We start from the raw sequence: 24,800 nt of genomic DNA, 5'->3' as shown, positions 1-24,800 counted from the left end.
CAAAAGGCATTACAATTTTGGCATGAGCGAGACCGAAATTTCCACATCCGATGAATTTAGCTTGTCCGGTCAGTTGTTGATCGCCATGCCAAACATGCTTGACCCCAACTTTGCCGGGTCGGTTGTTTATTTGTGTGAGCACTCGGTCAAGGGGGCAATGGGCTTGGTCATCAATCGGCCAACTGATCTGGATATCCACAGCCTGCTGGATAAAATCAACGTGAATGTGCCCGATGCGCTGCCTGCTCATTTTCCAGTCATGATGGGTGGGCCTGTGGCTGCCGAGCGCGGTTTTGTTCTGCACACCGAACCTTTGGACTGGAGTTCTTCGCTCAAAGTGAACGACGAATTGTCCCTGACCACGTCACGGGACATTCTTGAAGCGGTGGGCCGAGGCGAAGCGCCATCCAAGTGGCTCATTACTCTGGGTTACGCAGGCTGGGGCGAGGGGCAACTGGAACAGGAGTTGGCTCAAAACGCCTGGTTGACTGTGCCTGCCAACCACACGATTTTGTTCGACACCCCGCTTGAAGAGCGATTTGCTGGCGCATATGCCATGCTGGGCATCGACCCCGCCTTGATGAGCGGTGCAGCGGGGCATGCCTGATCAATGACCCAGCCCATGCATTCGCCCAAACCCACCCAGTATCTGGCTTTTGATTTTGGTTTGAAGCGGATTGGCGTTGCATTTGGCAATTCGCTGACCAAAACTGCAAAAGGAATTGCCGTGGTCGAGGCTCAAAACGACGAACAGCGTTTTGCAAAAATTGAAAACCTGATTAAAGAATGGCAACCCGAAGGCTTGGTGGTGGGGGTTCCCCGCCAACCCGATGGCGAGGACAACGAGATGACTGCGCGCTGTGAGCGCTTCGCTCGCCAACTGGAGGGGCGCTTTTCCCTGCCGTGTGCCACGGTGGATGAACGCTACACCAGTGCCATCATGGAAAGCTGCCTGGGGGGCAAGGCCGCCCGCGAGCAAAAAGGCCGAGTCGACATGGGCAGTGCTTGCCTGATTCTGGAGCAATTTTTCCTGGAGGGGCGATGAGTCTGCCAAATCCTGAAGCTTTGTATGCCCGCTTGCGGGATCAAATTGAAAAAGCATTTCCCGATCGCAGCGAGCTGGGCTTGATCGGTGTTCACAGTGGTGGTGCCTGGATTGCCGAGCGTCTGCATGAAGACCTGGCCTTTACTTTGCCTTGCGGCTTTCTCGACAGTGCGTTTTACCGCGACGATTTTTCTGAACGTGGTTTGAAAGAGGCCCCCAAGCCGGCCGAAGTGCCCTTCGAAGTTCAGGGCCGAACCATTTTGCTGGTGGATGATGTGCTATACACCGGCCGTACCACGCGGGCCATTGTGAACCACCTGTTTGACTTCGGTCGACCTGCAAAAATCGAACTGGCCGTGTTGCTGGATCGGGGTGGACGAGAGCTGCCGATTGATGCGCAGTATGTGGGCAAGCACTTGCCCTTGAAATCCAATGAAGCTTTTGTATTGACCCTGGATGAGCAGGGTGCTTTCCGCCTGGAGCTGGAGGTAAAACCAAATTGAATAACCCTCAACTGAACGCTGCGGGGGAACTGATTCACCTGTTGAGCATTGAAGGGCTGCCCAAGGCGATGATTCATCGCATTCTGGACACGGCAGAGTCTTTTCTCAGCGTGACCGACCGTGATGTGAAACAGGTGCCCCTGTTGCGCGGCAAATCCGTGTTCAACGTGTTTTTCGAAAACTCGACACGAACCCGCACCACCTTTGAAATCGCGGCCAAGCGTTTGTCTGCCGACGTGGTGAACCTGAATATCGGTTCCTCTTCAACCAGCAAGGGTGAGTCGCTGATCGACACCATCGACAACCTGGCGGCCATGTCAGCGGACATGTTCGTGATGCGCCATTCCGAAAGCGGCGCACCCACCTTCATGGCGCAGCATTTGAACCGCACCAGTGGTGGCACCATCCATGTCATCAACGCAGGCGACGGCAGGCATGCGCACCCCACGCAGGCCTTGTTGGACATGTACACCATTCGCCACTACAAGCAGGACTTCACCAAGCTGCGCGTGGCCATAGTTGGCGACATTCTGCACAGCCGCGTGGCGCGTTCCGATATTCATGCGCTGACCACTCTGGGTTGTCCCGAAGTGCGTGCTGTGGGGCCCAGTACGCTGCTGCCCAGCCACTTGGACAACATGGGTGTGCGGGTGTACCACGACCTGGTGGCGGGTATCAAGGATTGCGATGTGATTATCATGCTGCGCCTTCAGAAAGAACGCATGACCGGTGCCCTGATTCCTTCCGCCCAAGAGTACTTCAAGCACTTTGGCCTGACCGAAGAAAAACTGCGGCATGCCAAACCCGATGCAATCGTGATGCACCCAGGACCTATGAACCGGGGTGTGGAAATTGACTCGGCGGTGGCGGACGGTCCGCAAAGCGTGATCTTGAACCAGGTGACTTTTGGTATCGCGGTCCGCATGGCGGTGATGAGTATTCTGGCCTCGTCCAGCAAGGGCGTTTGAGTGTATTCGCGCACAAGTTGCGTATAAGGGAAAAGCAATGCGAGTGTTGATTTCTGGCGGGCGTGTCATAGACCCCAGCATTGAGGCCGATGCAGTCATGGATGTGGCGGTGGCTGCGGGCCGCGTGGTGGCGGTGGCTCCGAAAGGTGAAATGCCTGCCGACTTTGCGCCCAGTAAAACCATTGATGCCACAGGCTTGTGGGTGTTGCCCGGCCTGGTGGATTTGTCCGCACGCTTGCGTGAACCCGGTTATGAATACAGGGCCACACTGGAAAGTGAAATTGAGGCTGCCATGGCTGGGGGCATTACCTCGCTGGTTTGCCCACCCGACACTGAGCCTGTGCTGGACGAGCCGGGCCTGATCGAGATGTTGAAATTCAAGGCGCGACAATTGAACCTCTCCAAGGTGTACCCGCTGGGTGCCTTGACCACTGGTTTAAATGGCGAAACCCTGACTGAAATGGCGGAACTGACCGAGGCGGGTTGTGTGGGCTTTGGGCAGGCTGAATCGCCCATTCGTGACTTGCGCGTGCTGTTGCAGGCCATGAAGTACGCCCGCAACTTTGGCTTTACGGTGTTTTTACGCCCGACAGAACCCAATTTTAGCCGGGGTGGTGTGGCCCACGCTGGTGCCTATGCCTCTCGTATGGGTTTAAGCGGTATACCGGTGATGGCGGAAACCATTGCCTTGCAGGCGTATTTTGAACTGGTGCGCGCCACCGGTACACGCATGCACATTTGTCGAATCAGTTCTGCCAAAGGCATCGAGTTGATTCGTCAGGCCAAGGCTGAGGGCTTGCCCATCACTTGCGATGTGGCCATTCACCATGTGCACCTGACCGACCTCGATATCGGATTTTTTGATCCCAACGCCCACTTGATTCCCCCGCTTCGTGAGCAGCGCGACCGCGATGCCATTCGTGCGGGTTTGCTCGACGGCACGATTGATGCAATTTGCTCTGACCACACCCCGGTGGATGATGATGCAAAATTGTTGCCATTCGCTGAAAGCGAGGCGGGTGCCACAGGTCTTGAATTGTTGCTGACCTTGACCGTGAAATGGATGCGAGAACAGAATGTTCCGCCCGCCCGCATTGTGAAACTGTTATGTGGCAACCCGGCCGACATCATCAAGGTTCAGGCGGGCAGTTTGCGTACAGGCATGCCCGCAGACCTGTGCCTGTTCAATCCCGATGTGGATTGGGTGGTGGGTGAAGCCAGCCTGATCAGCCAGGGCAAACACACCCCCTTCACAGGCTTTCCGATGCAGGGCAAGGTGCAATTGACCATGGTCAATGGCAATGTGGGCTACAGCAGTCTTGAAAAAAGCAAAATGAAAGTGCTGGTTGCCTGATTTCAGGCACGAGAACTTCAATCACAAGGGCAGTTAACCATGCGCAAAGCCTGGATGATTTCTTGTTTGGTGTGTCACCTGCTGGGTGGCTTTGTGTTGGCCCTGGTTTTCTGGCCTTTGTTCAGTAAGGCCATCAAGGAAGGAATTGAGCGACGTTTTGCGCGGCGTTTGCTTTCCATCCTGAATGTGCAGGTGAGGGTGGTTTACGAAACCCCAGAGTCGAACTACGCCATTCACAAGCCTTGCTTGCTGTACAGCACCCATGTGTCGTGGCTGGATATTTTTGCATTCAATAGCGTTCACCCCGTCACTTTCATTGCCAAATCCGAAATTTCAAAATGGCCCATTGGCGGCTTGCTGGCCAAGCGAAGTGGCACCCTTTTTATTGAACGTGGCAAGCGCCACGCGGTGCGTGATGTCATTCATGCGGCAGTGGGCGTTTTGAAAACAGGCCGCTGCGTGGCGGTGTTTCCAGAAGGCACAACAGGCGAGGGCAAGGCGCCGCTGCACTTTCACAGCAATTTTGTGCAACCTGCCATTCAGGCCAATGTGTCATTGTTGCCCGTCAGCCTGCAGTATTTCACCCCCGACGGGAAGTTTTCTGACCAGCCTGCTTTTGTGGGTGAGCAGACCCTGCTTGAAAACATTCAGGTTTTGCTCAACAGCAGGGACGGGTTTGTGGTTCAACTGCATATCCACGCGCCCATGGACACAACAGGGCGAACCCGCCACGACCTAAGTGACGAGGCGCATGCAAGAATTGCCGCCTTGTGCAGCATGACGGCCGGGGTTTCGTCGGTCTAGGGTATGGTGGGCAAAGGTGGTTCTACCGCGTTCACCTGAATGATCGCTTCGTCTTCAAGTCGAAGGGCGGTCAACTGCCCGCCCCACACGCAGCCTGTGTCCAGGCAATAACCTGCCTTGTTTTTCAGCTTGCCCAAGGTGGACCAATGCCCAAACACAATCGGGCCTTCGTGTTGAAATTCCCGCTGTACTTCAAACCAGGCTTTCAAATCGGGTGGGGCATCTGCGGGTTCAAGCTTGTATTTGAAATCTATTTTTCCGTCATCGCGAACCATGCGCATGCGAGTGAACACGTTCACAATCAAACGCAAGCGGTCGAAGCCTTGCAGGGCAGGGTCCCAACGGTTGGGTTTGTTGCCATACAACTGCGCCATGAAATCTTTCCAGTCAGGGCCAGACATCATCTGTTGTACTTCCGCGGACAATGCCAACGCCTCCTCGAGGGACCACTGAGCCAGTATTCCGGCGTGCACAAGCAAGGCCTGTTGAGGGCCGGGTAACGCCAGGGCCAGGGGTTGAGACCGCAGCCAGTTCACCAGTTCTTCGCCATCAGGTGCGCTGACCACTTCGGCAATGGTGTCTGATTCATGGCTGCGCCCACTGTTGCACCACAAGGCCAGCAAATGCAGGTCGTGGTTGCCCAATACAGTGTGGGCCTGTGCACCAAGACCTTTTATAAAACGCAGTGTGTCAAGTGAGCGCGGGCCACGGTTGACGAGGTCGCCTGCAAACCACAGCACATCGGTTGTGGGCTCAAAGCGCACTGCGTCCAGCAATTCAAGTAGGGAGTCCAGGCAGCCCTGAACGTCGCCAATCACATAGTTGGCCATTTTGAAATCTAATCCCAACATTGAAAGTAGTATTATGCCTTGAGTAAATTGCGGCAGTGCGACAAAGGCGAATTGCCCCTTCATTCCAATTGCGACTATTTCGGGTGTTTATCCATGACTATTTCTTCTTCTATTTTTAAAGCGTATGACATCCGCGGTATCGTGGACGACACATTGACCGAAGACGCCGCTTACTGCGTCGGCCGCGCACTGGGGCAACTGGCGTTGAGCCGTGGCAAGAATGAAGCAGTGGTTGGACGAGACGGCCGCCTGAGTGGACCGCGCCTGTGTGGCGCGCTGGCCGATGGTTTCCGCGATGCAGGTGTGAATGTGGTGGATGTGGGCATGGTGGCCACGCCGCTAGTGTATTTCGCGACCTTCCTGCTGGGCAATGGTACGGGTGTACAGGTTACTGGCAGCCACAACCCACCCCAGTACAATGGTTTAAAAATGATGGTGGCTGGTGAAACGCTGTATGGCGACACCATTCAGGGTTTGTTGAAATGGATTCAAACCGAAAAGCCTGTGCGTGGTGTGGTAGCCGGCGTGGAGCGGGGCACCTACCGTGAACTGAATGTGTGGCCTGACTACTTGGCCAACATTCTTGGCCACATCAAGCTGGCGCGCCCCATGAAAATTGCCGTGGATTGTGGCAATGGTGTGGCGGGCGCATTCGCCAAAACCCTGTACGAAGCCTTGGGTTGTGAAGTCACCGAACTGTTCTGTGAAGTCGATGGCACTTTCCCCAACCACCATCCCGACCCGGCCCACCCCGAGAATCTGCAGGACCTGATCGCCTGTGTGAAAAACGGCGATGCCGAAATTGGCTTGGCCTTTGACGGCGATGGCGACCGCTTGGGCGTGGTCACCAAGGATGGTGAAATTATTTACCCCGACCGCCAACTGATTTTGTTTGCGCGTGATGTGATTGCGCGCAACCCGGGCGCCATGGTGATTTACGACGTGAAGTGCACCCGCCATGTGGCCAAAGCGGTCAAGGCCGCAGGCGGCGAACCACTGATGTGGAAAACAGGCCATTCACTGATCAAGGCTAAGTTGAAGGAAACAGGCGCACCTTTGGCTGGTGAAATGAGCGGCCACGTGTTTTTCAAGGAACGCTGGTTTGGTTTTGACGATGGCTTGTACGCCGGTGTCCGTTTGCTTGAAATTTTGTCGCGTGGCAGTGACCCAAGTGCTGAACTGAATGCATTGCCGAATTCATCCAGCACGCCTGAGTTGCAGTTGCAAACAGCGGAAGGCGTGAACTTCGAGATCGTGAAACGTCTACAGCTTGAGGGCAAATTCCCCAGCTCTGAATCAGTCAACACCATCGATGGCGTGCGCGCCGAATACGCGGACGGGTTTGGCCTGGCCCGCCCGTCGAACACAACACCTGTGGTCGTTATGCGTTTTGAGGCGGATACCGATGAGGCACTGGCGCGAATTCAAGGTGAATTCAAGGCTGCCATTCTGGCCGTGTCCCCCGATGTGGATTTGCCATTCTAAATGATGGACCTAAGAGACGACGAGGTCATTGCCGCCACCCGCCGTTGGGTGGAGCAGGTGGTTGTGGCCTTTAACCTGTGCCCCTTTGCCAAACGCGAGCTGGTCAAGGAGCGTGTGCGTTTTGTGGTCAGCAAGGCTGACAGTGAACCCGAGTTACTGGATGAACTTGCTCACGAGTTGGCGCTGCTGAATGTGCAGCCTGACGTGGAAACAACGTTGTTGATTCATCCGCAGTTGTTGCAGGATTTTTACCAGTACAACGACTTTCTGGAAGTTGCAGATGAATTGCTGGTCGACATGGACCTGGAAGGTGTTTACCAGGTGGCCAGTTTCCACCCGGACTACCAGTTCGGCGGAACGGAACCTGAAGATGCCGAGAACTACACCAACCGTTCGCCATTTCCCATGTTGCACCTGTTGCGGGAAGACAGTTTGACCGTTGCGATTGACAGCTACCCCGAGGTCGATTTGATTCCCGAGCGCAACATTGAATGCATGAACGAGCAGGGCGTTGAGAAGTTGCGTGCCCTATTGAAAGCTTGCTTGAAGCCTGACGCCGGGAATTAAAACAACACTCAACGGTTTTGGGTGTTTTGTTCTAATTGAACATTCAGCTTACAGCTGTAAACCTGAAAGCAAAGCGGTGGTTATATTTCAGGGTTTTTTGAGGTTTTATTCTAGGGAAAGGGCAGGGATGTAACTCTGGAGTTTCGAGGAAAGCCTCGAAAAATGGGCTTGATCGGAAAACGGAGCGGTTGCAAACTAAGCGCTCACATCCCTCCTCTTTTGCTTCTGAGGTTTGCCCGATCAACCATATCGGGCATTTTTTTTGCCCTTTTTCTGGGCACCTTTTCCCATTTCAAGTAGCATTGCGCCTGTAACAAACAAGCGATCAAGCCGTGAGCACTTACACCGTCAAAGAAATGTTTTACACCTTGCAAGGCGAAGGCGCACAGGCCGGTCGGGCTGCCGTGTTTTGCCGGTTTGCGGGTTGCAACCTGTGGTCGGGGCGGGAAGAAGATCGCGCCACCGCGGTTTGCAAATTCTGCGACACCGATTTCGTTGGTACCAATGGCGTGGGTGGCGGTAAATTCAAGGACGCTGGCAGCCTCGCACAGGCTATTGCGGACACGTTCAAAGGCGATTCAGTTCACGCCAAGCCCTATGTCGTATTCACCGGGGGGGAACCTGTTTTGCAACTGGATGCGGCATTGATTGATGCAGTACATTCGCACGGGTTCGAGATTGCAGTGGAAACCAATGGCACCTTGCCTGTGCCAACTGGAGTGGACTGGATTTGTGTCAGCCCCAAATTTGGCAGTGAACTGGTTCAAACCCGCGGTAACGAAATGAAGGTGGTCGTGCCGCAACTGGGCCAGAACCTGGAAGCACTCAGCCGACTGGATTTTGATCATTGTTTTGTGCAGGCCATGGACCATGCAGACCCGGCAACCAAAGCCAGGAATCTGCAGGCCGCCATTCAAACTTGCCTGAAAAACCCCAAGTGGCGTTTGAGTGTACAAACCCACAAAGTCATTGGAATGCCATGAAAGTCTTCAAACAGTTCACCTTCGACGTTGCGCACCAGTTGCCGGATTGGCCTGGCTTGCATGGCCACAGTTACACCGCTGAGGTGTGGTTCGAAGGTCCCGCCACAGACGGCTATGTAGTGCCTGAAAGCCTGCTTAGTGAACAGGTTGAGGCGGTTCGAGAGCGCCTGGACCACTCGTACTTGAATGAATACATTGAATTGCCTACCTCCGAGAATATTGCGAGGTGGATCTGGGACCAATTGCGGCCGAAGGGTCCATTGATACGCGTGCGGGTGTTTCGTGGTTCGATCGGGTTTGGGGTCGAGATGGACCTGGACGATGCTAAAGCCGAAGGCCGAGCTTGATTCGGTGGTATTGAACCGAAATTCATGTGCCACACTTGAACCGGCTTTCAAGCGTCATATTTGAACCAAATCAAGCGTCATACTCGAACCGAATTTCAAGTGTCACCACTGCCCGAAAACTGGCTATTCGACTTTGCTGCTTGAGCGGCACTAAGCAAAACCCTCCAAAAAAGATTGTCGGATTTTGCTTTCGCTTCGCGATCGTTTCTCCCTGCGCGCAAAGTCGGCCAGTTTTCTGACTGGGCAGTGGCATTCACTTGACAATTCGGTTCTGAGCTACCGGCGTGGTTGGCTCACGCGGCATTCGGCTCTGTACCACCGGAGCGGTTGACTCAAGCAGTATTCGGCTCGGGCTGTATCTCACCTCGGATTCAGAAAGCTTGCCCGCTTGAAACAGGATTTCCATGATCGCCTTCAGGCAACACACAGCCCCGACCATCTTTTTTGGAGGGGCTGGGTGAATGGGAATTCTGTTTCAAGATGGGATAGACAAGCTTTCAACGAGGTGGGGTACACCCAGCCGAATGTCGCTTGGATTTTCGAACCGGGCTCACCCAGCCGAATGGTGTTTGAGTTCACAAACCACCTGCACCAACCGAATGCCGCTTAAGTTCACAAAACGTCTGCATACAGCCGAATGTCGCTTTGATCAGCACGCAAAGCGCTCAAACCAGAATTTTCTTGGCCGAATCGCTCGTGATCTGCTGTGCCCACACAAACTGCCGGGAGTCGTCAGCTGTCATGGGCCGCGCAAGGCCAAAACCTTGAAGCTCGGGTACTCCCGCATCAATGAGAAAATCACGTTGCTCCGAAGTTTCCACACCTTCAGCGACCACTTTCAAACCCAGTGCCTTGGCCATGGCCAGCACCGTGCGCGAGAGAACCACGCTGTCTACTTTGTCGGGCAGGTCGCTGACAAAGGATCGGTCCAGTTTGATGGATTGCACGGGCATGCGGTGCAAGGTAGCCAGTGAGGAATAGCCTGTGCCGAAATCGTCAATGGACAAAATCACACCCAGTGCGTGTAGTTTGTTCAAATCCTGCAGCACAGCATCCTGGTTTTGCATCAGCACGGTTTCCGTCAATTCAAGTTCAAGCATTTCAGGCGCGAGCCCACTCAGCTTCAGAACCTTTTCAACGGTGGCGCACAGTTGACCATCCAGCAACTGGATTCCTGACACATTCACCGACACACTGATTGGTTTTTTAAGTTTCTTGTTGGTGTCTTGAACCCAGCGGCATGCCTTTCGCAAGACCTGTTCACCCATGGGGATGATCAAACCGGTTTCTTCGGCAATAGGAATGAATTGCGCAGGGGGAATCAGTTCACCAGACCGGGATCGCATGCGAGCCAATGCTTCAACTGAGCAAATGGAACCATCCGAGTTGAATCGCGGCTGATAATGCAATTCGATTCGGTCATTCAGTATGGCCTCATGCAAATCATTTTCAAGGTCAACCTTGATTTGTAGTGCGGCACTCATGTTGGCGTGAAACATGCGCACAGTGTTCTTGCCAGCCTGTTTGGCCTGGTACATGGCGATGTCTGCGTGCTTGAGCAGCCCTTCCACATCTTGCGAATCTTCGGGGAACAGGGCGACGCCCACTGAAGCACCGACATAAATTTTCTTGTCACCCAGTTCGAACGGTTTTTTGCTCACCGCATCAACCACCTTCCGGCCCACATTGAATGCGGTGTCCTGGTCTGCGATGTAGGGTAGGGTGATGACAAATTCGTCACCTGACAGGCGCGCCACAATGTCGGAATTTCGAACCACGCTTCGAAGCCGCTTGGAGACCGCAATCAACAGGTCGTCGCCGCGGTCGTGGCCCAGCGTGTCGTTCACCGCCTTGAAGCCGTCAAGGTCAATGAACAGCAAACCCAGTTTGAAATCCTTGATCTGGTCGTTGCCCAACAACTCCCCGAGCGCCTGTGAGAGGGCCAACCTGTTTGGCAGACCCGTCAGTGAATCGTGGGTAGCCTGGTGGTGCATCTTGTTTTCATTGTGCTTGATGGAACTGATGTCAGTGAAGAAGATTGAAATCAGTTCATCGCTGGGAAATGCTTTCACCTGATACCACATGTCCTTGGCTGGGTCTTGCCACTGAAATGTTTCGGGTTGCATGCTGCTCTTGGCCTGGTTCACGTATTTGAACAGGGGAGTTTTTTTCAAATGGGGGGCGCGTTCCCAAACCATTCTGCCCAGCAGAAGGGGGGCACTTTTCCCCAGAAGCTCCGCACCTTTTTCGTTCAGGTAGTTCACATAGCCGTTCATGTCGATGGCAAAAAAGGCATCGTCCATTGATTCAAGAATGTTGTTGATCCGTTCTTCACTTTTGACCAGTGCTTCTTCCAGGTGAATGTTGCTGGAGCGACCGATCAGCATCACATCCCCACCGCTGCATGCGGCGGTCCAGTCGAAGTACACCACGTCGTTGTGAATGTTGCGCAAGCGAAATGAACCGTCTGCAGAAGTGGTTTGATACTTCACTTGATCAAGCAGGCGCTTGAATTGTCCGACGTCGGTGCGAAAAACCAGGTTTGCTGCATCCACCTGTCGAAGCTGCTCGCTGCTCTGCCCGAGAAACTCTTCCAGCGAAGGGCTGGTGTTTCTGATTGTTCCCTTGTCATCCACCACCAGCAAAACACTTGCTGGCATTGATTTGTTGTTCGTGGAGAGGGCGGGGCCGACCTTTGCAATAATCTGTTCCCCAGCCAATCCCTTGTGTTCAGCAGCATCCTGCTCGCACAGAATACCGAAGCCACTGTGGGCCAACATTTGCAAACGAAACCACTGGGAGCGCACTTTGACATGGCCTGTCCAACCCTGGTTCTTGAGCAGGGCGTTGGAGAGGGCTCGGTAAACCGACATGCCGTAGCGGTTGACCAGCAATTCACTACCCGATTTGAACCCTACATGTTGCCGGAAGAATTTGCTCGCGGCCACCAGGCTCAGTTCCTCGCCAAAGTGACCCACAATCGCATGGCGAACCGAGTCACTTTCCAGTAACTCATTGACCATGGGGTCATCCAGCACATTGCTCAGGCTCACAGGTCAAACCTCGAAAGTCTTTTCTCCATTTCGCGGGTCAGTTCATCGGCACGCAGAATGGTCTGTACCGTGCTGCCCAAGGTGCGCAGTGCGCTTTCTGCCCGGGTTTGCATGCTGTCCATTGACCCTAGAACTTCCCAGCCCTGTCGCTGGTTTGCATGGCCGTTCTCCACCCATTGGTGAGTGGCCCTGTCAATCGACACCACCTGGTTTTCAATCGCATTCAATCCGCTTTTCAACAGATCCATCTTGTTCATGAAGTCGTTGGTGCGCTCGTTCAAATTGTCCAGATTATTCAAGGTGACTTGCAGGTGTTGCTGCGATGACGATTCGGGTAGCTTGTTCAATTCCTTGTGCAGGCTCTGAAGTTGCTGTTTGCTGTCGAAGGCGTTTTTGCTGATTTTTTGCAACTGCTCAAGCGACTGGTTGAGTTCGTTAATGAGGTCGAAACAATCTTCCGTGACTTTTCTCGACAGGTCTGCGGTGGTCTGCCCCATGCGGGTTTGGTCGCCGAGGTGTTGGATGAAAGTTCGCAGGTTTCTGGAGGCTTGTGCGCTGTCTTCGACCTGGTGGGTGTTGTCTGCACCGAGGTGTTTCGCGATGTGTGACAGCTCACGAATATCGGTACGAAGCATTTTGAATGCTGCAACGACCAGGCTCATGTTGTCGGCGTAGTCGTTGAATACCTTGCCCATTGCTGACACTTTCCCGGCCTCGTCCGGTTGCGCGCGAACTTGGAGATTGATCCCTTTTTCCTTGTCGAGGTAGCTGATCAGTTGCGAGCTTTCCTGCGCGGCCATGGCATGGTCGCGAAGCGTTTTCGCGATCATTGACAACAGCAGGACCGCCACCACCACGTAGAAACCATGCAATGCCACTGCGGGCAAGCCGGAAAACGGGCCACGGAATATATAGCAGTCAAAGCCTGCGCGTTGCAGCATGTCGAATACGATGTGATGGGCCACAATCATGAGGCCCATGCCGATCAATGGGCGCGTATCCCGATAGGCCAGCATGACCGGCAGCAGCATGAAGAAGCTGAAATGAAATTCGAGCAGCCCGCGTGCCACATGCACATGCAAGGCTCCCATGCCCACCAGCAGTGCGGCATTCAGGTACATGGTGAGTGTTTGACCCGCAAAAAAACGGGTTAGGAGGTAACTGGCTGAAAACAGGGGAACGCCCCAGCCCAGTGCCTCGGCCAGGTTGTTGTAGGCAAGCCCCTGGACAACGGCGAACCCGAGGCAGGCCAGGCTGACCCACACACACAACTGATCGGCCTGAATGCGAATGGCCCCCAGGTCGGTGGCGAGATGCGGTGGGTGGATGGCCTGGGGGCCGGTCGGCCGAGTGGCCGTGTACTGGGCTTGCATGCGTTGAATCTCGAGGTAACGTATCCGAATGTGAAATTCGAGAGTACCTGTCTTCAACGCAAATCAATCACCTGAACAGAGTGGAATTATCAGCCTTTTAGAACCGTTCTTCCGGGGTTAGCAAGCGCCATTGACCCACGGGTAGGTCGCCCAGCATCACGCGGCCAATTCGCACCCGCTTAAGGCCCACAACCCGCAAGCCCACGATTTCACACATGCGACGAATCTGGCGTTTTTTGCCTTCGTTCAAGATGAACCGAAGCTGGTCTTCGTTTTGCCAGCTGACCTGCGCTGGTTTCAAGGCTTCACCATCGAGGCTGATGCCATAACGCAACATCTCTAGGCCCCGGTCGTTCAGTTCGCCTTCAACACGAACCAGGTATTCCTTGTCCACGGTGGAATTGGCATCGATCAGTTGTTTGGCAATGCGGCCGTCTTGGGTCAACACCAGCAAGCCTGTTGAATCAATGTCCAGCCGCCCCGCGGGTGCCAAGCCCTTCAACATGGCGGGCTGAAAGGGCGTGGAGGTTTTTCGGTCAGCCTGGTTTTCCAGGCCCAAACATTCCATCGCAGCCTTGTAGCGCCCCTCGGGCTGGCCAGAAACCACACCAATGGGCTTGTGGTACAAAATGGTGACCTGCTTGCTCAGCACATTCTTGGCGCGGGCATCCAGGTCAATGGTGACGGTGGGCAGCACTTTGGCACCCAGTTCGTCGACCACCTTGCCGTTCACGCGGACCCAGCCGTTTTCAATCAGAAAGTCTGCTTCACGGCGCGAACACAATCCCTTGGCAGCCATGATCTTGCTCAGGCGTTGTGGCTCAAACGGATCGAGCATGTCCAGTGTGTTGGTGCCGGTAACCTTGCTGCGGCGTGGGCGTACGGTACCAGCGGGTGGCGCAACTGGCGCGCTGCGCGTGGCTGCACGACCACGTCCGGGTGCTGCGGGCTTTGCCGGCGCGGCTTTGGTGCTACCCGTGGTGGTAGGGCGGCCCCGGCCTGGTGTGGCTGCTGACCTGGGCGCCACGTCAGGTTTGTTGCGGTTGCTGGGTCGTTTGGGCGGGCCAGAGCGGTCCGAGTTGCCTGCGCTGCCGTTGCGGCCTGCGGGTTTTTTCATGATTGCGGTAAGTCCTTGTTTAATTAGCCCGTATTGTAGGCCAATTCAACTGGACTCACCATGAATTGTCAGCGCTCACTGACTGGGCTTGGCATGACCGAACAAAAAGCTGTAGCCGCTTGTAAACCCAGGAAATCCTTGTGCTTTGGCGGTGCTGGCCCCGGTATGGCAGGTCAGGCAGCTGAGGTTTTGCTGTTGCAGAAATGTTTCCAGCACCGGGTTCATCAAGGTGTTGGTGTTGGGGGTGCCGTTGGGCAAGGGTGGCTTTTTGCCGGGGCCCTGAATGCTTTGGGGGGAAGTGGGCCATTGCACGTCGATCAACTGGTAGTTTTGCCACACGGCCGAAGGCGTGCTGCTGGAGGCGATCATTTGCGCAATGTAGGTGTTCACGCCCTGTGCTTCGGGAGGTGCGTCAAATACCTGTTGCACTTGTGTGGGTGTAGGTGCCTTGGTTTGTACATTGACCGGGCAATTGGCAGGGCTGCAGGCCGGGTTGTAAAAGGAATAAGGGCCTTGACCTGCCGCGCCAGCCAGCGGTGCATTGTCTACTTGCTTGAAGGTAGCCCAGAAGCCCTGATTGAAGTTCGTGGCAGAAGGCACCACCATGATGTGCAAGCCAACCAAACCCATGGTCACTGCCTTGGGCTGGTTCGGCAGCAGCGCAAGGGTAGTGTGAAAGCGGGGTGGTGTTGCGTTGGCCTCCTGGGTGCTGAGCACTTTCCAGGCCGCCTTGATTTCAATGGAATCAGGTGGCAGCACAATCCCGGTGTTCTGCGCATAGGCGTTTTGTTGATTGGCCTCGTACAGCGTGTTGGTGGTGATATAGTTGAACTCCGTTTGATTCATCGACATTTCGTAATAAACAGTTTGCCCGTTCTGGTCGATCAGCACGCCACCACCGGCTTGCTGGGTTTCGTCCAAGGCGGTGCTTTCGGCGGTTGAAAGCGCCCTGAACATTTTGGATGTGTTTTTCAGCACACGCGGTTTTTTCGTGGCGCGCATGAGGGTGCCCGAATTCCAGGGCAGTGGTTTTTGCCCATTGGGTAAAAACACGGTATCGAATTGTCGGAATGTTTCCCACACGGTTGCGCCACCTTTGCCATAGGAGGCATTGGGATCTGGTTGCCCTCCCTGACCCGCTTTCGCAGGCCAGGTCAGGTAGATGAAGGTTTGCCACATGTAACAGTCCACAGCAGCGTCGCTTTGTGAAAAGGACGCGCTGGGCAGAACAGGTTGCAACACCGGCATTGGGTTGAAGGGACTTCCGCACACGGGGCTTTGAGCTTGTGCGACGTGGCATGTCAAAAGAAGTGAGAGCAGAACTGAAAAGCGCAGGCTGGCAGGCTTGGTTGTCTTAATGGCGCTCTTGTTCATGCGCGGCCTTTGCGGAAATACGGTTTAGCCTGACCAGCCAAACTGGATTGTTTCCCGTTCAGTTGCCCGACCACTGTCAACAGACCAATCGCAGCCTGCTGACTCGATGGCATGCCCGGTATGCTGGCCAGGATGGTTTTGTCGCCCGGCTTGGCATTCGCGCCAGCAGTGAGGGTCACAATGTAAACCTGCATGCCGGCAACCGATTGCATACCCGTGACCTGGATGTCCACATCTCCCTCCACCACCTTGAAAGTCCCACCACTGGGCGCATCGCCCGTATTCAGCATCAGGGCCACATTGCTTCGCACCATGCCAGGTTCCAATGGAAACGCAAGAATGGGAATGGACAGTGGCAGTTCATTCATTTGTTGTTCAATGCTGCGATAGGCGGCAAAGGCAGTGGCATCCTGAATGGCTGACACGGCTGCGCTGGGATTGTTATTCAGAGATGTGCAGCTCAATGCGGTTTGCGTTACACCGCTGTTGGCAAACACCGTGGCCATCAGTGACATCTGGAACGTGTTCGTGATCTGTGAAGCCCACTGAATGGGGCTGCCAGCAATGGTAATGTCGCTGACGGTGTAGCCTTTGCTCGCAGGTACTTCAAATGTTGCGTGCAGAATTCGGTCAATGTCGCCGGGAATGCTCGGGTTTTTCAATTCGCCACGCACCACTGTCCAGAATTCGCTGGCGGGTGTGCCATCAGGGGTGGTGTACTGGGTGAAGTTGGGGGTTTGCATGTACAGGCCAACCGGGTTGGTCAGTGTGGCCTGTGCCTGCGGCAGTGAGGCTGTGTAATTGACGACCTGGTTGACGGTTTGACCAATGGTGGGGTCGCTGTGGCGACCAATTTTGCCGTACTTGGCGCAACACACCAATTGCGAAGCCGATTGCACTGGCTGACCATTCACGCTGCGCGGAATGGTGGCGGCAGCTGCCAGGTCAAACTCTGCACCCAGGGTGTTGGGCGAGCTGGTCAAGTGAACCGCACCGCCCGAATTGGGCAAAGTCTGGGTGCCGGCATTCCACTTGTTCAAGGGGTTGTAGGCGGGCTGACCGGTGATGGGATCATTCACATTGGGCACACACAAGTCGGCCAGTTGCACATTGGGGCTCACCAGGCTTTGATAAAGCGCAAGCACTTGCGCAGGGCTGACTTCCCACAAGGTGAACCAGTATTCCGGGTTCTCGCAAGTGAACATGACGCTGGTGATCTGGTTGTTGCTGTTGCGCTGCACGCTCCACTCGCAGTATTCATCTTGCCAACCGCGCGGGCCAGTGGGCGGGTAAGGAATTGGCGTGATGGATTGCTGGGTGCACAGGTCGGTGGTGACCTGTTGGGTCACGCCGTTGTCGGCCCATTCAAACCAGTCGTTCGAATTGTTGGAAAACAGGGCAGAAATTCGCCCGGGAAAAGCTTGCCAGGGAATGGCTGCGTTGGCCGCAATGGCGGGCACGTCTGTGGTCAGTGGGTTGTAGAAAGCCGGCCGAGGGCCGTAGTTGACCAAGTCCCACACATCGCCCACCAAAGAAGCCTCTACCCAGCGATTGACATTGCCACTCCAGGCGGTGTTCATTAGTGCCTGCTGTGCAGGGTTTGAAAAATCTTGAACATTGGCAGGGGTTGAGAATTGTGCAAGGGTGCTCACGTAGGGCTCCAGAAGGTGATGGTCGAGCACCTATCCTGGAAGCACGGGGTGGAAAGTTCCACACAAGGTTCCGTTCTACACAACGAGGAAACCCCGCATTTGCGGGGTTGGTTTTTTCAGATTTACTTATTTGGCCTGAAGGTCGGGTGGCAACAGTTTGTACAACACGGGGGTAACAAGCCTGCCAATGAAAGTCGATGAAATCAACCCGCCAATAATGACCCAAGCCATTGGTGAGTAAAGCCCACCCCCTTGCAGCGCCAGTGGCAACAGACCACCCACGGCGGTGGCACTGGTCAGCAAAATCGGAAGGAAGCGGATGCGTCCTGCTTCTTCGATGGATTCATCCAGCTCTTTGCCTTCTTCACGCAGTTGATTGGTGAAGTCCACCAGCAAAATCGAGTTTTTGATTTCAATCCCGATCAGCGCGATGAAACCGATAACCGCTGTAAAGCTGAGCGAATTGCCCGTGAGGAACAAGGTCACCATGCCACCGGTGACACCGAGGGGAATCACGAACAGCACAATCAACGTGCTTCTGAAACTGCCAAATTCAAGCACCAGAATGGCGAGAATGCCGAACACCGTGATCAGGATGGCGGTACCGAAACCAGCAAAACTTTCTTCACGACTTTTGACTTCGCCCGCCATTTTGTAGCGGTAACCCGTGGGCAGACCCATTTCGTCAATTTGTCGCGCAATTTCCTGGCTGACTTTTTCAGTGTTGTAGCCGGTGCGGGTGTAGGCGGTCAGCAACACAGCACGTTCCCGGTCAAAGCGATAGATGCTGTTGATGTTGCTGTCCAGTTCCAGCGTGGTGAGTTGGGTCAGTGGCACAGCCTGGCCATTGCGTGAAATGACATGGAAATCGTCCAGTGCGTCCAGGCTGCTGCGTTCACCAGCAGGACCACGTACGCTGATGGTGTAGGCATCGCCATCGCTTTGGCGAATTTCGCCCGCAAACTTGCCTGCAATGGCCAGTCGAACAGCCTGGTCCAATTGTGCGGAATTCACGCCCAACAAACCAGCCTTCTCGAAATTCACCTTCAAGCGCAGGTCGCTGCGGCCCGTGCGCTGCGGGTTGTCCACGTTCTGGGTGCCGGGGTTGTTCAGCATGATGCGTTCAACCTGTGCGGAAAGGTCTCGCAGGGTTTCAATTTCAGGGCCAACCAAACGAATGCCGATGGGTGCATCCACTGGCGGGCCATTTTCAAATTCGCGGACAATCAGATTGGCCCCGGGAATCTGTTTCAATTCATGACGAATGTCATCCAGAAGTTTCGGCGTGTCGTCGTCATAAGCCTTGAGTTGAACAAACAATTCACCCACGTTGGATTGTTTGTCCTGTTGAAACACGTTGTAATAAATTTGCGGATTGCCTTGGCCAACCGTGGCCATGACCGCAGTAATTTCATCGAACCTGGTCAACTTGTCTTCAACCTGTTTTATCACGCTGTCGGTGGCTGTCAGGCTGGAGCCAGGGGGTAAGCTCACCTCGATCACAAACTGCGGTGTGTTCGCTTTGGGAAACAGTGACATGCCCATCAAGGGTGCCAAACCCAGGCTTGCTACAAACAGCACCAAGGACGCGGCCACGACAGTTTTCGGTGTTTGCAAGGCGCGGTGCAACAGGGGCGTGTAAATTCTGTCGATCAGCCCCATCAGCTTTTGAAGCACGATGTTGCCATGCTCGTTCTCGTCTTTTTTCAGTACACGACTGGCCAGAAATGGAATGATGGTCAGCGCCACAAACAGCGAGGCGATCACGGTGAAGACCACCGCAACTGGCAGGGAGCGAATGAATTTTCCGGCGTTGTCAGGCAGCATCAGCAGGGGCAGGAATGCAAACAGCAAGGTGGCGGTACAACCGACCACGGCCAGTGAAATTTGCCGTGTCGCCAACTTGGCTGCCTCAACCCGGCTGTGCCCCATGCGCAGGTAGCGGGCAATGTTTTCAATCACCACAATCGAATCGTCGACCAGCAAACCAAGCGCCACCACAAGGCCTGCAATTGAAAGCTGGTTCAAGGAAAAGCCTGCGTAATACATGCAGGCAAGACCTGTCAGCAGTGACAGGGGAACCGATACCATCACAATGCCAGCCGCGCGCAAGCCCAAGGGCAGCAGGGTGATCAACACCAGCATCACAGCCAGTGCAAAGTCGAAAGTCAGGCGGTCAATGCGTTGTTCAACGTTTTTGTATTGTTCAAAGCCCCGTTCCAGTTTGATGTTGGGGGGCAGTGTTTTTTCAAACTCATTGGCCGTTTCTTCCAGTGCTTTTTGGGTCACGAAAATATTGCGTTCGTCTTTCTGGTTGGCTGTGACAAACACGGCACGCTGGCCATTGAAGCGGGCCATCACTTCCTGGTTTTCATAGTCCCATTGAACATCGGCAATGTCGCCGACACGGATCAGCCGACCACCCAGTTCACCCCCTGCGCCGGTACCGGCAATCACAGTGTTTCGAATTTCTTCCACGCTGCGGTATTGCCCGGACGTTTGCACATTCAACAGGCGGCCGCCTTGCTCCACCGGGCCACCGGGTATGTTCAATGACTCACCTTCTATGACACGGGCCACGTCACTGGCTTGAATACCCAGTTCAGCCAGCTTTTTGAAGTTCAGGGTGACGCGAACCTGTTGTTCCGGATAAGCCCTGCTTTCGCTTTCGCGCACCGATGAAATGCGTTCAAATGCTTCTGACAAGTCTTCTGCGTAGTTGGCCAAATCGGCATAGCTGGCAGTTTCCGACACCAGCGAGTATTGAATGATGTTGGTAAAGCCGGGGTTGATCCGTTCGATTTCCAGCTTTTGTATGCCCGCGGGCAGCTTGTCACGAATGCTGTTCAGCTCGCGATTCACTTCGTCAAATTTCTTGTCGACATCCACCTCTGCATTGAAGCGGACAAATACCACGCCACCGCTGTTACGCGACGTTGACAGCATTTCCTTCAAGTCGTCCAGGCTTCGAAGTGCATCTTCAATGGGCTTGGCGACTTGCTGTTCCATTTCACGCGGATCGGCTCCTGGATACAGAACGTTGATTCGAAATGCGCTGATGTCGAAGTAGGGGTCTTCCGTTCTTGGAATGTTCTGGTAGGCGCTGATGCCGATGGCGCTTAGCAGGAAAAAAATCACCAGCGTAAACTGGTAATTCTTGATGGAGAAGTCAGACAGTTTCATGGTGCTTACTCCTGCACTTTGACGGTTTCACCGTCTTGCAGGTAGGCAGCCCCAGTGCTGGCCACGCGTGTTCCTTCGGGCAGTGTGTCTTGCAGGGCAATACGGTTCCCACTGATAAAAGCCACCTGCACAGATTGACGCTTCACTGTGTTGTCGGCTTGCACCGTGAAAAGCCAGGCTGATTTGTTGTCGCCCTCAACGACGGCTTCAATGGGTACGTAGCTGCGTGTGCCGGTAAAGTTGGTGGGTTCAATACGCGCCCGGCCCTGCATGCCGGAAAGCAGGTTGATGCCTTCATGGGCGGTGGTGTCCACCGCGATCAGCACGCCATAAGTACCCGTGGACGGGTCTGCAGCCTGGCTCAGTTCAATCACTTTACCTGGCCAGCTTGTGCCGGGTAGTGCATCGAATTCCACTTCAGCTTTTTTGCCCAATTGCATGTGCACGGCCTGCCTATCGGTCAGACTTGCTTTCATTACAAAACCACTGCTTTTGCTGCCAACAAGTAATATTGGTTGGCCCGGGGAAACCACTTCGCCCACCTGAGCGTAACGCTTCAGCACCAAGCCGCTGGCAGGGGCTGTGATTTCCGCTGTCTGGCTTGCAAACCGGGCCTGTGTGAGCTGGGCCCGTGCTGCCTGTGCAGCTGTTTCCAGGTTGTCCAGTTGTACTTTGGGGATTACCTCCTGTTCACGCAGCAGGCGACCCCGAACGAGATCACGCTGGGCTTTGTCGAAATTCGCACTGGCCTGGCTGACTGCAGCATCCACATCCTGTTTGTTGAGCGCTCCGAGTCGCTGACCCTTTTCAACACTTTCGCCTTCACGCACACTGACGCGTTCAATCACACCACCCACTTTGAAGCTGAGTCGTGTTTCATCCCGGAAGGCGCCAATTCCTGGCACTTCAATCAGGTCGGCTGCTGGCCCGCTTTCGACGGCTGCTGCTTTCACCAGACGGTATTCAACGGCAGGTGCTTGTTCAGGTGTACTTGGGCCGCATGCGGTGAGGACCAGCAGGGAAAGAACAGGGACTAGTACGAGAGGTTTCATGGTTGAGCTCCTTCCTGTGGGCTTGGCTCTGGAATGATTCTGTTGTTGTATTGCCAAATGGCATGGTCTATTCGGGCCTGGTACACGGCGGTTGCCAAACCGAGGCGAGCACGCATGGCGATTTGTTCGGCACTCAAAAATTCCACCTGAGTTGTTTCGCCGGAATCGCGTTTGCGTTCATTGATGCGCAGGCTTTCCTCTGATGCGGCTTGCTGGGCCATTCGGGCCTGAATGTTGTCCAGTGACACCATCAGGTTTTCACGGGCTTGCAATTTGGCCAGTTGCAGTTGCCGGTTGACTTGCCGCGTTCTCGCTTCGAGTGCGTGTACTTGTGCCTGGCTGCGGGCTACTTCGCTGCTGCGTAGGCCCGCATCGGCCAATGTCCAGTTCAACACCACAGACGCGCTGGCAAACCCGGTGTTTGGACCGGTGTTGTAGTCTCGGCCCTGGTAGCCCCCTTCAATGGAATACCCCAGTGTGGGTTTGTAGCTGGCACGACTGGCCTCCAGTTGCGCGCGTTGTGCAGCGAGGCTGCTTTCAAGCCTTGTCAATTCGGGTGCAGGAGTGCTGCCAGGTGATTTGGGAGTAAGTTCATCCAGCAGGCTTTCCAGAGTTTGCGCGGTCAACTCTTCAGCGGGCAGTTCGACGGGGCTGTTGTTGGGGGAATAACGAAGCAGGTTGAAGTATTCCCGTGCCAACAAGGCTTGGGTTTGTGCCTCGCGAAGGGCCACTTGCACTTCCAGGGTTTCAGCCTGGGCGCGTTTGGGGGCATCCAGTGTTGTTTCACCCGCCTTGTAGCGCACCGTGTTGATGCGTTCGTTTTCCTGCAATGTGCGCAGGCTTGCCTGAAGAATGGCAATGCGCGAATTGGCTTGGGCAAACTGCCAGTACGCTGTTTGAAGGTCGCGCACCAGTTCCTCTTTCACTTGGAGTCGAGCGGCTTCCTGCGCACTGACGGATTGGGTGAGCGCTTGAACCTGTTTGTTCAGTACGGGTTGATAGATCGGGCCCCGCACAATCAGTCGGGTGTCCTGTTCGGTTGGGCGAAGCAGGGGGATTGACTGGTTTTCAACCGTTGGGAAACGGGCAGGTGGGCCTGCTTGCGCATTCAGGGCGGCATACACAGGGTTGAGCAAGTCGCCTGCCGGGAAGTCGATGGTGCGCCCCCCTTCTGCCACTGTGGCACGTGCCTGCAAAGCCAGAGTTGGGTAAAACTGCGCGCGCAGGTTGGCCAGCCTTTGGCGTTCGGCTTCCACCTCAAAGCTGGCTTGGGCCAGGCCTGGGTTGTTGGCCACAGCTTCCCGCAGGTAGTTTTCCAAAGGGGGGGATGCTGACACCGTAAGTGGATTATTCAGACCGATCAACAGCAGTGTACTGACTAGACAGGTGTCAAATAATCGATAAAAAAAAGCGCCATGTTGATGGGCGCCTGTGCATTGAATTCGGTTCATTTTTTGCCTCCGCCTGTGCGGTTGATCAATGATTGCATGACCAGTTCAACGGCCTGGTTCATGAATGATTCTTTTGATATCCCCATGGTGGTCATGAAATTGTTTTTGGTCTGTGCCAATTGAATGGTGCCGTGGGTGAATCCCCACAGGGTGATTGAAATCTGCATCAGATTTTCGAGATCGCCGCGCAGCGATTTGTCTGCCATTCCCTTGACCAAGGCAAGTACCATTTCCTCATGAACCTGCTGACCCGCCTGAATCATGTCCATGGTGAAGCAGCAGGGGTCACCTTCCACAATTTCATGGGGAGAAGCTTCAAACCTTGATAGCACAGCGAAATGCGTGGGGTAGTCTTGCGCAAATTTCATGTAGGTATGTCCGATTGCGCGAATCTGATCAGCACCCGTGTTGTGTGTTGTCCGAGCCTGCTCGAACAGCCCGCGCAGTATGCCCAGTCCCCGCAGGCAAATAGCCAGTTGTAGTGCCATTTTGTCTTTGAAGTAGACATACACCAGCGCGCGCGAAACCCTAGCCTTGCGCGCAACCTGATCCATGGTTGCAGCATCAAAACCTTTTTCAGAGAAAACCAGTTCAGCCGCATCAAGAATTTCTTCCCGACGGCGTTCCTTTTCCTCTTCACGACGTTCATTTAAATAGTTCATGGATTGGATCGTAGTACAGCCGTTGACATTGTGTCAATAATTTTGCAATTTAACCGTCTAAAACAAGATCTGCCTTGTTTTTATGCGTGTATTTGCGGCACCGAGCGACGACCTTTGGTAATAAATTGAAGCCATATTCAATGGTTGCGACACGGAGGCACAGTGCTCAAAAGGCCGGATGACCTGAATCGTCAGGTGGTATTTGTAATTGATGATCATCCCATCGTCAGCTTTGGTCTGGTCGAAATGGTGAAGGATGTGGCGCCGCACGCCCGCATTCGTCAGTTTTCTACATTGAAGGATGCAGCTCACCATGCTGTGCGCGAGTTTCCCGCCCTGATCATTTCAGATTTTCACTTGCGCGATGTGCAGCCTGAAACGTTCATCGGTCTTTTTGAAACCCTGTTTCCTGCAATCCCTGTGTTGATCACAGCCAATGATGAACGGGTGATGACCCAGTTAAAGCGTCATCAAACCGATCGTTTTGTTGCGATCTCGAAGTTGACCGCGTTCCCCAAACTGCTTGAAATGATCCGGATGGCCCTGGCCCAGGCCAATATTGATATCTTGAATGTTCCCCCACTTTCCAGAGGTTTGACCCACAAACAGGTACAAGTGCTTGAATTGATCGGTGCCGGCCTGAGCAACAAGGAAATTGCCGCCCAGTTGTACATCAGTGTGGAAACGGTCAAGGGGCACGTCAAAGACATTCTCGAACGCCTGAAGGCCAAGAACAGGATGGAAGCTTCCATCATTTATCGACATGCCCAGATCCAGCATGGCACCTTGCCAGAACCGAGTTTGCACAATAATTAGTCACACACCTTAATCCCCCGTGTTTTGAATGGCTTGGACTACTTGTCCACACTCTATCCCCGAGGTTGTGCCCATATTTTGGGGATATCCACATAAGGTAGTGCTGTTCATTTTTTGACGTTTGGTTACACTGCCTACACGCAGTCCAATGTCGTCCTTA

At 54.4% G+C, this 24,800-nt stretch carries 21 protein-coding genes; 11 read left to right on the top strand and 10 right to left on the bottom strand.

The window, feature by feature from the left end; all coding sequences use genetic code 11:
* Positions 1-22 precede the first annotated feature (22 nt).
* The 6 genes from RGQ30_RS13120 to RGQ30_RS13095 are packed head-to-tail and all read left to right on the top strand — an operon-like array spanning position 23 to position 4,674.
* Complete coding sequence (locus RGQ30_RS13120) at positions 23-607, top strand: YqgE/AlgH family protein (RefSeq protein WP_130557797.1); 585 nt, start codon at positions 23-25, stop codon at positions 605-607.
* A 15-nt stretch (positions 608-622) separates the two neighbouring features.
* On the top strand, positions 623-1,045 hold the full coding sequence (gene ruvX / locus RGQ30_RS13115; RefSeq protein ID WP_338284497.1) for a Holliday junction resolvase RuvX: 423 nt from the start codon (positions 623-625) through the stop codon (positions 1,043-1,045).
* Complete coding sequence (gene pyrR / locus RGQ30_RS13110; protein WP_130557799.1) at positions 1,042-1,548, top strand: bifunctional pyr operon transcriptional regulator/uracil phosphoribosyltransferase PyrR; 507 nt, start codon at positions 1,042-1,044, stop codon at positions 1,546-1,548. Before ruvX ends, pyrR begins: the two co-directional genes overlap by 4 nt.
* Entirely contained in the window at positions 1,545-2,516 is a 972-nt protein-coding gene (locus tag RGQ30_RS13105) for an aspartate carbamoyltransferase catalytic subunit (protein WP_130557800.1), read from the top strand. The genes pyrR and RGQ30_RS13105 overlap by 4 nt, the downstream gene beginning before the upstream one ends.
* A 37-nt stretch (positions 2,517-2,553) precedes the next feature.
* Entirely contained in the window at positions 2,554-3,870 is a 1,317-nt protein-coding gene (locus RGQ30_RS13100; RefSeq protein WP_130557801.1) for a dihydroorotase, read from the top strand.
* A 39-nt stretch (positions 3,871-3,909) separates the two neighbouring features.
* Positions 3,910-4,674 (top strand): lysophospholipid acyltransferase family protein, encoded by a 765-nt coding sequence (locus RGQ30_RS13095; protein ID WP_130557802.1) that lies wholly within the window; start codon positions 3,910-3,912, stop codon positions 4,672-4,674.
* Here the strand turns inward: RGQ30_RS13095 and RGQ30_RS13090 are convergent.
* Positions 4,671-5,525, bottom strand: coding sequence for a symmetrical bis(5'-nucleosyl)-tetraphosphatase (locus tag RGQ30_RS13090; protein ID WP_338284496.1), 855 nt, complete (start codon positions 5,523-5,525; stop codon positions 4,671-4,673). The two genes, RGQ30_RS13095 and RGQ30_RS13090, sit on opposite strands and share 4 nt — an antisense overlap.
* Before the next feature lie 93 nt (positions 5,526-5,618).
* On the opposite strand from RGQ30_RS13090, the gene RGQ30_RS13085 reads away from it, so the two are divergent.
* From RGQ30_RS13085 to RGQ30_RS13070, 4 genes are all read left to right on the top strand, one after another.
* Complete coding sequence (locus tag RGQ30_RS13085) at positions 5,619-7,010, top strand: phosphomannomutase/phosphoglucomutase (RefSeq protein WP_130557803.1); 1,392 nt, start codon at positions 5,619-5,621, stop codon at positions 7,008-7,010.
* Positions 7,011-7,577 (top strand): DUF1415 domain-containing protein, encoded by a 567-nt coding sequence (locus RGQ30_RS13080; protein ID WP_338284495.1) that lies wholly within the window; start codon positions 7,011-7,013, stop codon positions 7,575-7,577.
* A 332-nt stretch (positions 7,578-7,909) separates the two neighbouring features.
* The gene (gene queE / locus RGQ30_RS13075) at positions 7,910-8,560 is read left to right on the top strand and encodes a 7-carboxy-7-deazaguanine synthase (RefSeq protein WP_338284494.1); all 651 of its coding nucleotides are present in this window, start codon (positions 7,910-7,912) and stop codon (positions 8,558-8,560) included.
* Complete coding sequence (locus RGQ30_RS13070) at positions 8,557-8,907, top strand: 6-pyruvoyl trahydropterin synthase family protein (RefSeq protein ID WP_130557804.1); 351 nt, start codon at positions 8,557-8,559, stop codon at positions 8,905-8,907. The genes queE and RGQ30_RS13070 overlap by 4 nt, the downstream gene beginning before the upstream one ends.
* A gap of 665 nt (positions 8,908-9,572) precedes the next feature.
* Here the strand turns inward: RGQ30_RS13070 and RGQ30_RS13065 are convergent.
* The 9 genes from RGQ30_RS13065 to RGQ30_RS13025 all read right to left on the bottom strand — a co-directional run bounded on the left by RGQ30_RS13065 (position 9,573) and on the right by RGQ30_RS13025 (position 23,824).
* On the bottom strand, positions 9,573-11,960 hold the full coding sequence (locus RGQ30_RS13065; RefSeq protein ID WP_130557805.1) for a putative bifunctional diguanylate cyclase/phosphodiesterase: 2,388 nt from the start codon (positions 11,958-11,960) through the stop codon (positions 9,573-9,575).
* Positions 11,957-13,390: a hypothetical protein gene (locus RGQ30_RS13060; protein WP_130557806.1), complete on the bottom strand. Its 1,434-nt coding sequence runs from the start codon at positions 13,388-13,390 to the stop codon at positions 11,957-11,959. The genes RGQ30_RS13065 and RGQ30_RS13060 overlap by 4 nt, the downstream gene beginning before the upstream one ends.
* Before the next feature lie 40 nt (positions 13,391-13,430).
* Entirely contained in the window at positions 13,431-14,171 is a 741-nt protein-coding gene (locus tag RGQ30_RS13055; RefSeq protein WP_298217052.1) for a pseudouridine synthase, read from the bottom strand.
* A 354-nt stretch (positions 14,172-14,525) separates the two neighbouring features.
* Entirely contained in the window at positions 14,526-15,629 is a 1,104-nt protein-coding gene (locus RGQ30_RS13050) for a hypothetical protein (RefSeq protein WP_130557808.1), read from the bottom strand.
* A gap of 191 nt (positions 15,630-15,820) precedes the next feature.
* Positions 15,821-17,404, bottom strand: coding sequence for a hypothetical protein (locus RGQ30_RS13045; protein WP_130557809.1), 1,584 nt, complete (start codon positions 17,402-17,404; stop codon positions 15,821-15,823).
* A gap of 198 nt (positions 17,405-17,602) precedes the next feature.
* Positions 17,603-20,659, bottom strand: coding sequence for an efflux RND transporter permease subunit (locus RGQ30_RS13040; protein ID WP_130557810.1), 3,057 nt, complete (start codon positions 20,657-20,659; stop codon positions 17,603-17,605).
* A gap of 5 nt (positions 20,660-20,664) precedes the next feature.
* Positions 20,665-21,711: an efflux RND transporter periplasmic adaptor subunit gene (locus RGQ30_RS13035; RefSeq protein WP_130557811.1), complete on the bottom strand. Its 1,047-nt coding sequence runs from the start codon at positions 21,709-21,711 to the stop codon at positions 20,665-20,667.
* Positions 21,708-23,162, bottom strand: a complete 1,455-nt coding sequence (locus tag RGQ30_RS13030; protein ID WP_130557812.1) for a TolC family protein — start codon at positions 23,160-23,162, stop codon at positions 21,708-21,710. Before RGQ30_RS13030 ends, RGQ30_RS13035 begins: the two co-directional genes overlap by 4 nt.
* Complete coding sequence (locus RGQ30_RS13025; RefSeq protein ID WP_130557813.1) at positions 23,159-23,824, bottom strand: TetR/AcrR family transcriptional regulator; 666 nt, start codon at positions 23,822-23,824, stop codon at positions 23,159-23,161. Before RGQ30_RS13025 ends, RGQ30_RS13030 begins: the two co-directional genes overlap by 4 nt.
* A gap of 162 nt (positions 23,825-23,986) precedes the next feature.
* On the opposite strand from RGQ30_RS13025, the gene RGQ30_RS13020 reads away from it, so the two are divergent.
* Complete coding sequence (locus RGQ30_RS13020) at positions 23,987-24,640, top strand: response regulator transcription factor (RefSeq protein ID WP_130557814.1); 654 nt, start codon at positions 23,987-23,989, stop codon at positions 24,638-24,640.
* Positions 24,641-24,800: the final 160 nt, after the last annotated feature.

Source organism: Limnobacter thiooxidans (assembly GCF_036323495.1).
Taxonomy (GTDB): domain Bacteria; phylum Pseudomonadota; class Gammaproteobacteria; order Burkholderiales; family Burkholderiaceae_B; genus Limnobacter; species Limnobacter thiooxidans.
This window is presented reverse-complemented; position numbering and strand designations above follow the sequence as displayed.

Excerpts from the sequence above, each read along its gene's own strand:
- RGQ30_RS13045 (WP_130557809.1), bottom strand. The coding sequence starts at position 17,404 with ATGAACACCGCCTGGAGTGGCAATGTCAATCGCTGGGTAGAGGCTTCT.
- RGQ30_RS13100 (WP_130557801.1), top strand. The coding sequence starts at position 2,554 with ATGCGAGTGTTGATTTCTGGCGGGCGTGTCATAGACCCCAGCATTGAG.
- RGQ30_RS13085 (WP_130557803.1), top strand. The coding sequence starts at position 5,619 with ATGACTATTTCTTCTTCTATTTTTAAAGCGTATGACATCCGCGGTATC.
- pyrR (WP_130557799.1), top strand. The coding sequence starts at position 1,042 with ATGAGTCTGCCAAATCCTGAAGCTTTGTATGCCCGCTTGCGGGATCAA.
- RGQ30_RS13095 (WP_130557802.1), top strand. The coding sequence starts at position 3,910 with ATGCGCAAAGCCTGGATGATTTCTTGTTTGGTGTGTCACCTGCTGGGT.
- RGQ30_RS13035 (WP_130557811.1), bottom strand. The coding sequence starts at position 21,711 with ATGAAACCTCTCGTACTAGTCCCTGTTCTTTCCCTGCTGGTCCTCACC.
- RGQ30_RS13080 (WP_338284495.1), top strand. The coding sequence starts at position 7,011 with ATGATGGACCTAAGAGACGACGAGGTCATTGCCGCCACCCGCCGTTGG.
- ruvX (WP_338284497.1), top strand. The coding sequence starts at position 623 with ATGCATTCGCCCAAACCCACCCAGTATCTGGCTTTTGATTTTGGTTTG.
- RGQ30_RS13030 (WP_130557812.1), bottom strand. The coding sequence starts at position 23,162 with ATGAACCGAATTCAATGCACAGGCGCCCATCAACATGGCGCTTTTTTT.
- RGQ30_RS13070 (WP_130557804.1), top strand. The coding sequence starts at position 8,557 with ATGAAAGTCTTCAAACAGTTCACCTTCGACGTTGCGCACCAGTTGCCG.
- RGQ30_RS13050 (WP_130557808.1), bottom strand. The coding sequence starts at position 15,629 with ATGTGGCAAACCTTCATCTACCTGACCTGGCCTGCGAAAGCGGGTCAG.
- RGQ30_RS13090 (WP_338284496.1), bottom strand. The coding sequence starts at position 5,525 with ATGTTGGGATTAGATTTCAAAATGGCCAACTATGTGATTGGCGACGTT.
- RGQ30_RS13055 (WP_298217052.1), bottom strand. The coding sequence starts at position 14,171 with ATGCTCGATCCGTTTGAGCCACAACGCCTGAGCAAGATCATGGCTGCC.
- RGQ30_RS13120 (WP_130557797.1), top strand. The coding sequence starts at position 23 with ATGAGCGAGACCGAAATTTCCACATCCGATGAATTTAGCTTGTCCGGT.
- RGQ30_RS13025 (WP_130557813.1), bottom strand. The coding sequence starts at position 23,824 with ATGAACTATTTAAATGAACGTCGTGAAGAGGAAAAGGAACGCCGTCGG.
- RGQ30_RS13040 (WP_130557810.1), bottom strand. The coding sequence starts at position 20,659 with ATGAAACTGTCTGACTTCTCCATCAAGAATTACCAGTTTACGCTGGTG.